Consider the following 14650-nt stretch of genomic DNA (forward strand, 5'->3'; position numbering starts at 1 on the left):
TAATGAATGCATAGATCTGACTCGGACGGAAGCAAGGCTAATGCACATTTTTGCACGATCTCCTAATGAGATGATAATTAGAAGCAGGTTGCAAAAAGAGATCTGGGAAGATGAGGGCGTGATTGTGGGGCGCAGCTTGGATATGTTTATTTCGAAACTCAGGAAAAAATTGGAAACAGTTCCCGATATCAACATTGTTGTAGTCCGTGGCAAAGGCTATAAGCTTGAAACTAGATTTTAATGCAAATTGTTTTGAACCCATCTTGCTGGTAGTTCTTTTCTTTTCGTTTGTCAAAATAAAAAGAGCGATTGAAAATAAAGATGAAATAATATGGATGCAATGTCTTGAATAGATTAACAATTAAAGCAGTAAGTCAATGGCTAGCGAAATAATAAAGAGGAAGATTAGTTTAACACAATCTGAATTATTTAAAAATAGTATAAAGCTAGATTTGGATGACGCTCATCTTGATCTACATAACGACTATGGCTGCATTAGATTGGTATATAACGGAACATATAATGAATTTCGCCTTACTTTTAAACGTGTCACTCTAGAAACTGATGTTAACTATAATCTAGTTGATGTAGTGTTTATTGATGCCGTTATGGATACTTGCCTATTTGTTTTTGAGGAGGAGGTTTATAAACGCTACTGGTTCAATATGGGAGAATTTCTAAACAATACTAATAAGATATTGATGGATTTTCGACAAACTTAGTTGGCGTATAGTCAATTTTAATGAAAGAAGAGGTGATAATCGCATAAAAAATCTTATTGTAAAACAAATGAGAAAATTATTGAGTGAGTTATGCGATGATACTATAGCTGCACAACGCCTTAGGATCTTGCAAGGAATTTAGCTATCTCAAACATTTGAGATAGCTAAATGTTCAGCTAGGATGGGCGTTGAAAAATTTAAGCATAGTGGAAAGTGCGTTTTTGGAATGCATCTTCTCGCCATTTTCCAGGGATTTTCGGGTGGCATTTACCGACCTATTATACATGTTAACTTCGAAATCTGAAATAGCCTCCTGTATAGTTTGATAAGTCGCGTTGGTCAAACATTCGCTTAACTCCAACGCGTCCAGCATGGCCATATTTGCTCCTTCTCCTGCAAATGGAGGCATCACATGGGCCGCATCTCCTATCAGGGTTAGGTTGGATTTTGTTTTCCACCGCTGTTCGGGCATCGAATAGATCAGACGTGGAATAAAAGGAGTATATGCATGTTGAATCAATTCATGCCAGAGCGCATTCCATTCTGGATATGCTGTTTTAAACCATTCTAGAATCTGAATATTATCGGAAAAATCAAGACCGCTTTCTGCCGCCCAATTTTCATTTGCTTTAAAACTCGCATAAAATCCAATATCCCCATTTGCTTTCTGGCCGAGCAATATATTTTTAGTATTTCCAAAGGCCATGATTTTACCTCCTTTTACCAGTGCATCAATGTGGGGGGCATATTGTTTGGCAACAGTTCCTTCCAGCATAATCACTCCTGAATAGACGGGTTTGATAGGGGTGAGATAGGGGCGTAACCTTGAATTGGCGCCGTCTGCTGCGATAACCAGGTCAGCATAGACAGAAGAGCCGTTTTTAAAATGAATCGTCCACCCCTCATTATGGGGCTCCATTGAAATAAAATGACTGTCCCATACTACCGTTTCCGGTAGAAGAGCATCCACCAGCATATTCCTTAAGGGACCACGATCTATTTCCGGACGGAAATATTCGGAACCAAAAGCTTCATCAGGTTTTGTGTTATGGTCACTGTAAAGAATTTCTGCCTGTTCATTCATAATAAGCATTTTATCAGCTCCCGGACGAAAAACTTCTTTAAATTGTTTCAGCAAATCAGCTTTCCGTAAAGCTGCCAGTCCTGAGTTTTCATGCATGTCGAGGGGCGATCCCTGGACTCGTGCATTTTTATCAAAATCTCTTTCGTATACTTTTACATGTAAATTTTTTAATTGTAAAAGTCTTGCCAGTGTAAGCCCCGCGGGGCCTGCACCTACGATGGCTATTGATCGATTTTTAATCAGCATTGTCTCTATTTTTACAATGCAAAATTATTTTCCTTTCAACACTGATAATAGTATAAATCGGTCATTTTGATTTTTTAACAATTCTTTTGGCACTACTCCTGAGAATTTTTTTATTTCTTTAATAAAATGATTTTGATCAGTATAGTTCAGCTCAGGGAAGAGCCTTCCTTGTGCAATGTGCTCCAAAGATGCCCTGAAACGTAAAATAGTCGAATAGGCCTTTAACGATAACCCAAACTGTTTTGAAAAATAGCGGTTGATCTGCCTACTGTTCCATTTAACTTTTTCGGACAGTTCTTGCACGGTCATCTCTCCTCTATACCGATAAATAAGATCAAAAAGCTTACATTTTCTTTCATCCGCTTCTTTAGGGAGTAAATTCTTTATTATCTGTGTTGCTTTGTTACAGCAAAGCTCAAAATTCTGTAAGTCTTCGGCTTTAAAACCCCAAAAATTGTTTGGAAGTGTTTTGCCGGTGTTCAGTAGCGCTGCAATCGAAGTGTCTAAAATATATTCCACTGCGAGTGGCTTAAAGCTCACTACAAAAGCGGTTGTGTGGGGCAATATATATCTTTCCTCTGGGTAGGTTTCCAAGCCCATAATCATCGTGTGGAACGGTTCCGCCGAGGACTGAAAAAAAAGAAGATCAACTCGACCATCGGGAATAATGACTACTTCTTTTGGGTTGTCAGACTTGTTTTGAAATGTTCCCAGATTTTCGACAAATTTAGCGATGTCCTTATCAGGTTGGATGAAATTGCAATAGAAGTCATTGTCCATAAGGATGGTTATAAAATCTTTCAGTGATTGAAAATACAAAAAATAATAAATACCATAAAGATTCTAAGCATAAGTTATATTGAGCTCTTTATCATATGCCTTAAGTCTGAGTCAACATACCAAGAATCCGCAGGAGTGTTATTATGGAGTGATAAAAATTGAATACTTCTAAGTATAAAGGGCTTAGAAATCGGTTGAGCATTTTCTTATACGCTTAAAGGACCAGCCGTATCGGCGCAAGTTCAATATACCCCTACGATCACAGATCCTTACAATATTCCAGATAACTATGAAGAGAACGTCACTGTTCCTTGGCAAAAGACAGTCAGCTTGATAGATAACGTAAAAGGCGCGGGTTTCCGTTGCAATTGTTTTCTGTTCGTTTAAATTCGTCTGACCCAAGTAGCGGTTCCGTGGCTTTTTGGATTACGCTCCAAACTGCTTTAAATGGTGGTTGAAATGTTTGTATATGAACTGTCCTAATTGGGCTCTGGACATTCTACCAAAGAACCAATGTACAAATGTATCTTTTTCAAATGTTTCATATTGCTCGATTAATAATTTCCAATTTCGTTTCTCCATTTCTAAATCATGTATGTCTTCATTTACGATAAATACAGCGGATGTGGGTGCGTTTTTGCCAAAACTTGTTGTTTCATCTTTCAATATCCCCTTTATCGCATTTTGACCAAACATTCGCCCTAAAAATGAATGCGTAACCTTTATGGATCCTTGGTAATATTGTTCACATAATATACAATGCCTGACCATTTGCGTTACTGTCATTTTTCCCCAAAGAGCATCGCTGTCCTCGTGTAATAAATTAATTCTTTCGATGACCGCTTCTCTTATGTTTTTCTCAAATATTGATTTCATATTAGGAACATTTATCTATTCTATATGGATTTTGATCATTTGCAGTCTTACAAATCTAACAGATTTGTTCTTCGATCGACTTTGCATAGGATAAGAAATAGAATTGCATATCTAACGCATTGATGATAAGATTTGTTTAAAACTCATCATATTTCCAGTTAGAGGAATGGATAAATAAGACACCTTTCTATTTTAATTTTCTAACAGCCTTATTTTTTACGAGCGACTTCATTTGTGTCACAGCTACTTTATTCAGTTGCATAAGCCGTTCATTTTGTGGTACTCCTTGTTGAATTAATAACGCGTTTATACTTTCCATGTTGCTTAGCACGACCAACTGTTCTATAATCGCGTAGTCCCGGATATTGCCATTCTTATCAGGATTTGCATCTCTCCATTCCTTAGCGGTCATTCCAAATAGTGCAACATTGAGCAGATCGGCTTCATTTGCATAAACGAAACTCACTTGCTGTTTTGTAATTTCTGCTGGAATGAGATTTTCCTTTATTGCATCGGTATGAATGTGATAATTTACTTTGGCTAGTGTCCTCTGTAAGTTCCAGTTTAATTTCAAACGATCATTTTCCTCATCTTTTAGACGCTGAAATTCATTCACTAAGTAAATTTGGAATTCTGGACTTAGCCACATCGCAAAATGGAAAGCAATATCTTTATGAGCAAATGTCCCTCCATATCTTCCAGCTTTTACTATCATCCCTACAGCCTTCGTTCGTTCAATCCATTGGCCCACAGACATAATGAATCTATTTGTCCCTGCTTCCTGTTCAATTACCCCGAATTCGGGGTAATTAAAATCGGAATTGTTTATCTTCTCCCAAACGCTCAGATACTCTAATGTATTTTTATTAGTAATCCATTTTCCAATTAGGCCAACCTGCTTTTTTGTGGCTTTCAGCATTATATTTATCCCATAATATAGGGTATTCCCAATAAGGATATTTGCCTGGTGTTGGAATGTCCTTATTGTTATATCCAATTTCTATTACAGGTATTAATTCGAGTGCCATTTTGTGTCTATTGGATGTTGTACTATACGATAATCTCATAAAGGTATATTAAATATTGTAGAGAATTATTTGGACTAATTAATGTGTCAATTAATTATGTTAAAAAAAATGCTTTTGATACAACCTTTTTAATATCTTTGGTGAGTAACTTCATTTTTATGAAAAGAGCTATTTTTTACCATTGTGCTCAGCTATTTTTCTTAATTCTAATTTTATTAATTGGAGGATGTTCCAAGAAGGAGAATATTGCGAGCAAAACCGATGAATATATTGATCAGGCAGAAATATTAAATCCTTTGAATCTTGTTGTAAGTGCTGCAAACAAAGATTTAATAGAGTTATCTTGGGATAAGGTGAACAGTTCGCATTTTAAGCCAGTATCCTATGCGATATATGTAGATAATAAGCTTGTAGCGAAGGATCTTAGTATAACAAAATACAGCTTAATTAATTTGCTTGGCGATACAAATTATAAGATCCGTGTAATCGCGAGGTCCCAAACGGGCATAACACAAGAACAAAGCATAGATGCAAAAACTGTTGGAGGCAGTACAACTAACGGAAGTACCTATGTTGAATACAAAATTCATACGCAATCACGTATAACAGGCAATAATAGCATCCGTCTTCTGGAAGATGGTGGACATTTAATCTGTACATTTTTGCAGCATGAGGGTGGAGATACAAATTTTAAACTGATTGTATATCGTACAAATAATAAAGGCCAGATTATTTGGTATCGCTTGATCCAGGATCTAAATTATTATGATTTACCACCACATGTAGTGTTGCCTTCTAAGCTAGATGAAGCTTTCATTATTGTTAAACACGATATTTATGTCATTGATCAGACGAATGGTAAACTGAAATTGGAGAAGCCCGTTTCGATAGATTTGTCTCCGAATGATTACGTTTCATCAGTTCAGTTTGACGCGTCACATAACATGATCATGGGTACAGGTGGTGGAGAGCTGTTAAAGGTTACTACCAGCGACTTTAAAGTTGTTTGGAAACGTAAAAATAGCTCCGTTGGCATTTCTTCAATTCAGTTAGACAATGCGCAACAGATCTATTATAGTTTGCTTGATTCGGAAGCAACAAAAATTAAGGTGCAAAAAACAGATCGGGACGGTAATGTGCTGGCTACTTTTGAGTTTGATGGAAAGCTTCCTGGCGATTACGAACGTCAATACCATATGCCTATTTTACTGAAAGATAAAAATGATATTTTTTATCTCTGGGGTTTTGACTTCTATTCCTATTCGTTAAGGTATGTCAAATTTGATAAGAATGGCAATGTCAAGGCAAAATTGGGTGAATACGTCAATTTAAAGCCAGCAGGAGCTTTTTTTGATAATGATAACAATATTGTGGTCTATGGACAGCAAGAGGGTGGTGGAATATCCACTTATGGTACAATAAATAAGTATGACAGTGATCTGAAGCTCTTATCGACTTTACAATATCCTAATTTGGAGATGCATATGTTTAAAAATATGACCCAAAATGTCGATAATTCATACAACCTGTTTTTCTATTATATACAAACCTGGTCCTATGAAAATTTGAATTTCATTTATATTAAAACAAAATCAAATGGGCAACTTTAACAAATACCTTTGTCTACTGGGGCTTGTTTTTCTTATGTCGGCCTGTAAAACTGAAAAAAATGAGGTTTTTCCAAGGATTATAAACGAGGCCATCACTAGTGTCCGGGATAAAGAAATTTCAATGACCTATCAGATTTCCAGTCTAGGATATACAAAATCGGGCGTCAGGTACTATAAAAAAGATAATCCCAGTCAAGGAAAAAGTGTTGAAGCTGTTCGTGAAGGAGATATGTTTCGACTCACATTGAATGAACTGGATTCCGAATCTACTTATATTTTGGTGCCTTACATCGAATATAACGGCAACACAATAGAATCTGAGCGTAAAACTGAAATAACCACAACTGCTCCATTCCCAGAAGATTTCACGCTATTTTGGCCTACACCTGTGGCAACTTATGATGAGACTGGCAGTTTTACCACTGTTGTAGAAGGAAAGAACCTCCAGAATATCAATTTGCGGGATCTCAAATTTCTTAATTGGAAGGACACATTGCACATGGACTATCCGCAAGCGACAAAAAATGGAACTTATCAAATCAACCTGTCGGGGTATTATCCGTACAGAGATGGTAACCATATGATGCGCGTTCTCTACAAAGATAAAGAGATTATTGGACAGGCTATTGATTTTGTTTATACTGGAAAAGCCTTGTCCTTAAAGCTGAAAAAAACGTCGTTGAGGACTACTTATGCATCTATCTGCAATAATCAAATTTATTATTTTGGAGAAAATTCAGTTTCATTATTTGATCCTGAAACAAGCAGATTACAAAATATTGCTCATATTCCGGATTCCATACGATTTCTTCCTGCAAAATCCGTCTCCTTAAAGAATAAGATATTTTTTGTGTCACAACCAGTAAGCCATATACTACCTTCATTGGAGCCGGATGTTTTCCATGGCAATGAGCTTCTTTGTCAGGCTTTTGATGTTGAAAAACGTGAGTTTTCAAAGTATTATTTTAGCCGGCCCCAACTTAAAGAATCGCACGGTTATAATAATCATGGTATCTTTGTGCACAATAATACGGTCTACCAAACCTACACACTTACATTGAATTCGCGAGGCATAAAGAACATCGTTGCCAAGTATAATCCAGAAAAAGACAAATTTGAAGAGATTGCCACTTTCGATATCAATTTTACTAGCGAATGTTTTGTCTCAGTCAATGGCAAATTATATGCACTTGGAGTTTCAAATGTATTTGACCAAGGCTTCAATATCGGGTATACTCTAGCAGTATATGCTGTTGATGCGGGCACTTTTAAACTCACCGAATTATATCGTGCTGGAACAACCAATCAAACCTATCCTTATGCGCCAGTAGGTGCCATAAATTATGGGGGGGATATCGTATTGGCACTAGACGTTAATAATTTTATGTTATACAACGTAGCAAAAAACACGCTTAATACAGTTCATTTAAGCAGTGATGTAGACCATATGTATTTTGGGGGGATGTTCATTTATAAAGACAAGTATTACCTCAATACGGATTTAAACTTTTTAGAAGGCACGATTTATGAAATGTCCATTCAATAAAATTGCTGTAAGCTTGATGTTTGGGGTTCTATTATTCCTGATCAGCTCCTGCAAAAAGGAAACCATATACAACGAAATAGATGCTTTTGCACATATTCAAAATAAAGTTACTTTAGATAAAGGCCAGTACATACTGTCTTTTACACTTGCTTCGTATCCATATAGTAAAGTTGAAGTATATGTACACGATGATCTTGCTGTTATGTACAAACAGACCGGAGGAAAAATCTACAATGCCGTGAGTCAAAGTAACAATAAGTATAGTGTATTCTTTTCCCCTTTAGAAAAATCGAAAAAATACTATTATCAACTGATTGTTAACGACAGCAACGGGAATACAGCGCGTTCAGCAACTTTTAATTTTACAACTCAACCTTAATATCCATGTATAATAAGTCTACATTATTTTGGTGTTCATTTCTTTGTGTTTTTTTTGAAAGCTTTTTATTTGTAGCCTGTTCAAAGAAGGAATACCAGGATGTCCTGAAAACAGTATATGAACCTAAGGTCGAGCCCACTGAACTATATGACGAATTCACCGTCCAGCTAAAGGGTAGTGCCTTACAAAAAGGAGAAACTGGCAATTGGAGTATAACTAAAGGAACAGTGGTAGAAGATTATGTGAAAATAGATGATCCTAGTAACCCTAATTCATTATTTAGGGGAATACCAGGTGAGGAATATGAACTTACATGGACAGTAACACGTGTCACTAATAGTAATACGGCCACAGTGAATGTTAAAATACCCGAGTTACATATCGAGATTAAAGAAAATACACCTTCATCTTTTAGGACGATACTTCACTTTGCAGTGGATCCTAAATATAAAGGTAAATGGTCTTTCGATAAGGCTTATGGTCACCTACATAGTACATATCACGACGGATGGGCTAGACCAGTAGAAGAAAATCCTACTATTGAACTGCATGGTTATTCGAATACCAGCTACCAAGTTACCTATACGATGACTTATGCTGGGAAAAATTATCAGTTTACCAAAAAAGTACAAACCGGCGAATATCAGGAAGACGAGGCATTAAATGAATTGCAAATGGGGCGCGGTGGGCGTGTTGTTGAAGATAAGGACGGGCACATTATTGAAATGAATATGCAGGCTTCAGGTATAGCACATCGTTTTAATGATCCGGGCTCTTTTCCTGCGCTTAAGGCATTTAAATATCTGAGGAAGCTTATTTTAGGTGGATCTTCATTGAAAGATGTTCCGACTATTTTCGGCGATCATTACCTTGCTCTTGAAGAACTTAGTCTGGATCGGGTAGGCTATTATCTTACCATTCCCGATAATTTTGGCAATCTAATCAAATTGAAATCATTTCACCTCACACCGATGCGAACCCCCGATTTGGGATATACCGTGGTATTGCCAAGAACTTTTGGAAATTTAAAGTCGCTCGAAACCCTTATTATGCGGTATGTCGGCGATGTAGATTTCAACGGCACGTTGGGTAAACTGGTCAATTTAAAACACCTCGATTGCTTTGTTACTCAGATCCCTTCAGACTTTGGAAACTTGACTCAATTGGTTTCTACAGAAATTCTAGCTCAGCAAGCCTATATCCCGTCAAGTTTGAGTAAATGCCATAATTTGAGGTTCGCACGGTTCAGTTTCGTATATCCGGGATCATCGCCAGTCACACTGCCATCCGATATTGACAACATGGTCAAGTTAGATACATTAGAAATTTATGGAGAAAGCAGGCTTCAGCAGCTGCCACAATCTTTTGGTAACCTAAAGAGCTTAAAACAACTTTGGATTCAAGGAGAAAGCTTGCAATCTATTCCTGATAATATTGGAAATTTGTCTAATCTTAGATTCTGGTTAGTGGGCGGTAATTTTAAAACTTTACCGGCTTCGATAGGTAACCTTAAAAAATTAGAAGATCTTTGGCTTTCCCCATCTGTGGAGAAGCTTCCAGATGAGTTCGGCGGTTTGAGTAGTTTATCCTACCTGAATATGGAGAATAGTAAACTGACAACTCTACCGGAAACATTCGGAAAACTTAAGAGCCTGAAGGAAATCAATGCAAGGGCATCTTCGATTACTGGTTTTCCAAGCAGTTTTGGACAATTGGATGGTCTGCTAAAACTGGATTTCAATTATAGCAAGCTCAAGAAATTTCCTGTAGAGATTTGTGCTTTGAAGGCCGTGAATAACGTTATTTTGAACGGTACAAATTTGGGTCGACTTCCCGATGAAATTTATTCCATGCGCTCAGGGGTGATTTTTACGCTATATCAATGCCTGAATATGGACTATGATCAATTAAAGGAAATCACTGCGAAAAGAGATGGTCTTGTATTTTATTATTGATAAACGGAGCAATTTCATATGAACATGTATACCTTTGGAAGTTTAGATTCTTTTCAACTAAGTAAGGCTAGATAGATCTAGGTTGCCATATTCAGTCTTGAGCAATTTTAATTTCTTGTTACGTTCTTTCTCTAATTGAAAAATTGTTTGGGAAGCATTTATATTTAATCCTATAGAATATAATTATTCGTGTAGCGAATTATAAAAGTGAAACGTTAAGAGTATTAATAATCCAAATCAATTATGAAATATTCTCTAAAAATGAAAAACTTAATACGCAGTTCAATCAAAAAAATATCTGTATTTTTTACCCTACTATTATTATTTGGGTGCAAAAAGGACGAAAAACAAAGGTTTAACTTTATTCTTACACCAACCGAAGTAGAGACACGTTCAAATTATGTAGGATATATTTCCATCACTAGTGGAAATGGAAGTTATACGATTAAGGTTAAAGATGAAGAAATCCTCGATGCAAATTTTACCACGACAACTAATGCTCCTTTTGGAGCCATAAGTTTAAATGGTAAGAAAAAAGGAGAGACTGTTGTATCAATAACTGATAACATCGTTCAAAGCACACGAGAAGTTAAAGTGAAAATAACAGATTTCTATCTCCCTTTAGTAATCTCAAAATCAAGTCATCCCACTTTCAAGGATCAAATGCGGATATTTCTGGTGAACAATGAGAAAAAAGATGCTTATTTCTTTTTCGAAGAAGGAGACAAGTATAATTTAAAACAAAAGGGTACCTATAAATTCATTTCGGAAATGAAAGGGGGAACTAAAACGCCGTTTCTGTTGTTATCCTATTCATCAGACGAGAATGGAAAATTCACAGATACTGGAAACATACCTACCGAACACAAATTTGATCTAACAGGAAGCAATAGTCGGTTTTATGATGCTGTACATTCATCACTTGGCGTAAATTGGGAATTACCGTCATTTCCAACTACCAAATCATCACCTACAACTTTAATATTTACTACGATGAAAGAAATTGATACTGATTTTAGCTTGGAGGCTTATTTAGGTTTTTCAAGTTCGCTGGATTTTATTCCAAATGGTTATTTGGATTAGATTCTTATAACGAATGGTTTGTTGTCGGTACGGCATTTACATTTCCGGTATCAATTATAAGTTTTGCATATCGCTATGCGGAAGGAGATCTACTTTACCCTATATTTATCATTCAGGCAATTATGTTTGTACTTACTTTTTTTATTCTGAGTCATCTATTAAAGGCAAAGAAATAAAAAAGAGCAGTTGAAAATGACGATGAAAAAGCAGTGATAATCTCTATAACAACAGTGTGATATTAAAATATACATCTCTATAACGCATAAAATTTTCATAGCTCACACCTAGCGACAATCCCTTCGTAAATGTCCGGATCCTTTATTTATACTGTGTATGCTCATCATAAAAGGTTTGGCAAATAAAATATAACAAAAGTTTGATTTGTATAAGTGATTATTGATCTTTATATAGATGAATCTTTGAGAAGCCAATAGAACTATGCGAAATATGAAAAGAAGACTTACCTCTGCAGAAATAAAGCTGATCTCCTATTTGGTGCGGGACACGCCGGAGGGAGTCGGCATTATAACTTCATTGGAAGGCCTATTTGTTGAGGAAATGGACGATGGTGGAATGGGCAGCCTCCAAGTAATTATAGAAGGAGAGGATCATAGGCGTTCAGGCGGTGTGCTAGCCGATATGGATTCTCACGATGTCGACGGAATGTATTTGCTTATCTCTGTTATCGTGGATACTGACGATAATTTTTATGAATTAGATATTTTCAAAGGTGATTTTTCTCCTTTGATACAGTTACCTGGTGTATCAATAAATTTATGATGCGGTATCTAAACAAAGATGAAATTCAATCCAGATTGAGATTAGGAAAATCAGTGGAGCAATGGTTGGGTGTTGTTCAGGAAGCAGATCATACCATACTCAGATGGTTAAGCATTGATAAGAAAAGCGACGAAAGCTTTTCTGTGGCCTATTTTGAATCCTTTGATGAGGGGAATGAAGACCTCTTGGACATCTATGCGTTTTCGTTGGTTGATCCAGATGAGCCATTTGGTGTGATACATACTTTTTCTTCAGTTGCTGATGCGGTAGCATTTGCAGAGGCGACCTACAAAGCCTCTCCTAATAAATATATTTTAGCAGGAGTAATTCAGGAAGAATATAGATATTATATTAATCGATAATTTTGAGTTAATGAGAGCCTTACTAATAATAGATATGCAATTGGGGAGTTTTATACCCTGTTCTTTACTCGCGCTCCAAATTCACCCATTGCTTTGTTATAGCTTATCGTTTCGATGCTGTCAAGATCGTCCATAGTAAAGGGGCGCAATAGAACTGTATTGTTTCAAGGATCAAATCAGATGAAAAGAAAGTTTCTGGAATCATTTTTTTTAAATCGATGGTAATATTTTTTTGAACAAGGTTAATTTAAAACAAGTTCCGTATAATTATCGATTATGCAATGAACACACTACTATTTTATTTGATTAACGCTTGTGATTAGAGAAAAGAGACGTTATATGGCCTATTGGTCCAAATTATTTGTTTAATATGGAGATACGAAATCTATACATCAACATCTGTATGAATAAATATTTTTTTAGGGATACCCTAAGAATTTGTATATTGGATATCAGAACCATATAAACCTTCTAGGTGATATTTTGTCCTAGAATAGTTAACTTTGTATCATGGCTACTACAATACCGGTGAGAGAGAATATGATAACATGGGCGTTAGACCGTGCGGGGTATGATTTAGCCAAATTTTCTTTAAAATATCCAACACTAAATGTAGAGCGTTGGTTACAGGGAGAAAAGCAACCTACAGTAAAACAGCTAGAAGATTTTTCTAAAAAAGTACATATTCCTTTTGGTTATCTCTTTTTACAAGAGCCACCAAATGAGGAGATTGATTTTCCCTTTTTTCGCTCTGGTCAAGCTCGGCCAAATTATACGGTCAGTCCCAATGTTTATGATACTATTCTAGAACTCGGAAGACGGCAGGATTGGTTGAGAGAATATCTTATTGAATTAGGAAGTGAGCCATTGGATTTTATAGGCAAATTTAATAATACAACGACCGTTAATGCATTTGTCAATGATCTGAGAGCTAAATTGGGCCTGGCTGAAAATTGGTATTTGGCTTGTAAGACCTGGGAAGATAGTCTTACAATGCTGATGGATGCGATAGAGAAAATCGGGATTATTGTTGTTCAGAATGGCGTAGTCGGAAACAATACGCACCGTCCCGTACCTGTAGATGAATGTAGAGGTTTCGTTTTGGTAGACGAGTACGTACCATTTATGTTCATCAACAATACAGATGCTAAAGCTGCGCAGTTATTTACATTAATACATGAGTTGGCCCATATCTGGTTAGGTAAAAGTGCCGGTTTTAATCAGGATCAATTACTTCCTGCAGGCGACGATCTTGAATTAATTTGCGATCAGGTGGCGGCTGAGTTTTTGGTTCCCAAAAAGGAATTGCTTTCCCAGTGGAAAAATATCCAAGATATTCAGCTGTTAGCGACTCGCTTTAAGGTAAGTACTATCGTCATAGCGAGGAGGGCGCTTGATTTAAATCTAATTACCAAACCCCAGTTTTTTAATTTTTATAATAACTATATGGAATGGGCTAAAGCAAAACAGGATAGTAAAGGCTCTGGTGGCGATTTTTACAGAACCACTAAAAGGAGAGTCAGTCCGATCTTTGCCAGTTACGTTGATAGTGCAGTGAAAAGTGGAAGATTGACCTATAAAGATGCTTTCAAGCTAACAGGCCTCTTTGGCGATGTATATACCCGATTTATTAACCAAAATGTAATGGGAAGCTGATGAAACAGTATATTTTGGATACAAATTTCTTCGTGCAAGCACATCGGGCGCATTATCCTTTCGATGTATTTCCAAGTTTCTGGTCCAAAATACAAGAACTGGCTGCAATTGGAAGAATAGTCAGTGTTGATAAAGTCAAAAAAGAACTTGATCATAATAAAGATAAACTAAGTGACTGGGTATCGGATAATCTTCCTGATAGTTTTTTTCAGCCGTCGTCAGAGACAATTGAAGCTTATTCACGTATTGCTAATTGGGCTTATTCAAAATCAGGACATTATAAACAAGCTGCATTGAATGAATTTTTAGATGCCGATGAGGCGGACGCTTGGTTAGTCGCTTATGCTTTGACAGATGTCACTAACCGTATTTTGATAACACACGAAGTAAGTCAGCCTGAGGCTAGAAGTAGAATAAAGATTCCCGAACCGTGCAATGAATTTGGGGTAACATTCAAAAACACGATCGCAATGATGAGGGAAATCGGAGTGAGCTTTTAATTATAAAACTTATATGATAGGTGTTAATTACCTGTTACTCTTA

The 14650-nt window shown here is 36.5% G+C and carries 16 protein-coding genes; 11 read left to right on the forward strand and 5 right to left on the reverse strand.

Annotation, left to right across the window (positions count from 1 at the left end):
- Positions 1-40: 40 nt before the first annotated feature.
- Positions 41-241, forward strand: coding sequence for a winged helix-turn-helix domain-containing protein (locus QE382_RS08185; RefSeq protein WP_307185449.1), 201 nt, complete (start codon positions 41-43; stop codon positions 239-241).
- 136 nt (positions 242-377) lie between these two features.
- Entirely contained in the window at positions 378-722 is a 345-nt protein-coding gene (locus QE382_RS08190) for a hypothetical protein (protein WP_307185450.1), read from the forward strand.
- A gap of 172 nt (positions 723-894) precedes the next feature.
- Here QE382_RS08190 and QE382_RS08195 read toward each other — a convergent pair whose 3' ends face one another.
- The 5 genes from QE382_RS08195 to QE382_RS08215 all read right to left on the reverse strand — a co-directional run bounded on the left by QE382_RS08195 (position 895) and on the right by QE382_RS08215 (position 4775).
- On the reverse strand, positions 895-2052 hold the full coding sequence (locus tag QE382_RS08195) for an FAD-dependent oxidoreductase (protein ID WP_307185451.1): 1158 nt from the start codon (positions 2050-2052) through the stop codon (positions 895-897).
- Positions 2053-2076: 24 nt separating this feature from the next.
- Entirely contained in the window at positions 2077-2832 is a 756-nt protein-coding gene (locus QE382_RS08200) for a helix-turn-helix domain-containing protein (protein WP_307185452.1), read from the reverse strand.
- A gap of 426 nt (positions 2833-3258) precedes the next feature.
- Positions 3259-3708, reverse strand: a complete 450-nt coding sequence (locus QE382_RS08205; protein WP_307185453.1) for a DUF1569 domain-containing protein — start codon at positions 3706-3708, stop codon at positions 3259-3261.
- A gap of 187 nt (positions 3709-3895) precedes the next feature.
- Complete coding sequence (locus tag QE382_RS08210) at positions 3896-4627, reverse strand: KilA-N domain-containing protein (protein WP_307185454.1); 732 nt, start codon at positions 4625-4627, stop codon at positions 3896-3898.
- Entirely contained in the window at positions 4575-4775 is a 201-nt protein-coding gene (locus tag QE382_RS08215) for a hypothetical protein (RefSeq protein ID WP_307185455.1), read from the reverse strand. The genes QE382_RS08210 and QE382_RS08215 overlap by 53 nt, the downstream gene beginning before the upstream one ends.
- Before the next feature lie 119 nt (positions 4776-4894).
- On the opposite strand from QE382_RS08215, the gene QE382_RS08220 reads away from it, so the two are divergent.
- The 9 genes from QE382_RS08220 to QE382_RS08260 all read left to right on the forward strand — a co-directional run bounded on the left by QE382_RS08220 (position 4895) and on the right by QE382_RS08260 (position 14607).
- On the forward strand, positions 4895-6346 hold the full coding sequence (locus QE382_RS08220) for a hypothetical protein (protein WP_307185456.1): 1452 nt from the start codon (positions 4895-4897) through the stop codon (positions 6344-6346).
- Positions 6333-7892: a lactonase family protein gene (locus tag QE382_RS08225; RefSeq protein WP_307185457.1), complete on the forward strand. Its 1560-nt coding sequence runs from the start codon at positions 6333-6335 to the stop codon at positions 7890-7892. The genes QE382_RS08220 and QE382_RS08225 overlap by 14 nt, the downstream gene beginning before the upstream one ends.
- Positions 7873-8271, forward strand: coding sequence for an Ig-like domain-containing protein (locus QE382_RS08230; RefSeq protein WP_307185458.1), 399 nt, complete (start codon positions 7873-7875; stop codon positions 8269-8271). The genes QE382_RS08225 and QE382_RS08230 overlap by 20 nt, the downstream gene beginning before the upstream one ends.
- A 5-nt stretch (positions 8272-8276) precedes the next feature.
- Entirely contained in the window at positions 8277-10226 is a 1950-nt protein-coding gene (locus QE382_RS08235) for a leucine-rich repeat domain-containing protein (RefSeq protein ID WP_307185459.1), read from the forward strand.
- 261 nt (positions 10227-10487) lie between these two features.
- Positions 10488-11309, forward strand: a complete 822-nt coding sequence (locus QE382_RS08240) for a hypothetical protein (RefSeq protein WP_307185460.1) — start codon at positions 10488-10490, stop codon at positions 11307-11309.
- Between the two features lie 447 nt (positions 11310-11756).
- Entirely contained in the window at positions 11757-12089 is a 333-nt protein-coding gene (locus tag QE382_RS08245; RefSeq protein WP_307185461.1) for a DUF6984 family protein, read from the forward strand.
- Positions 12086-12451: a hypothetical protein gene (locus QE382_RS08250; RefSeq protein WP_307185462.1), complete on the forward strand. Its 366-nt coding sequence runs from the start codon at positions 12086-12088 to the stop codon at positions 12449-12451. The genes QE382_RS08245 and QE382_RS08250 overlap by 4 nt, the downstream gene beginning before the upstream one ends.
- A gap of 510 nt (positions 12452-12961) precedes the next feature.
- Complete coding sequence (locus tag QE382_RS08255) at positions 12962-14107, forward strand: ImmA/IrrE family metallo-endopeptidase (protein WP_307185463.1); 1146 nt, start codon at positions 12962-12964, stop codon at positions 14105-14107.
- Positions 14107-14607: a DUF4411 family protein gene (locus QE382_RS08260; RefSeq protein ID WP_307185464.1), complete on the forward strand. Its 501-nt coding sequence runs from the start codon at positions 14107-14109 to the stop codon at positions 14605-14607. The genes QE382_RS08255 and QE382_RS08260 overlap by 1 nt, the downstream gene beginning before the upstream one ends.
- Positions 14608-14650 lie beyond the last annotated feature (43 nt).

The organism is Sphingobacterium zeae (assembly GCF_030818895.1).
Lineage (GTDB): Bacteria > Bacteroidota > Bacteroidia > Sphingobacteriales > Sphingobacteriaceae > Sphingobacterium > Sphingobacterium zeae.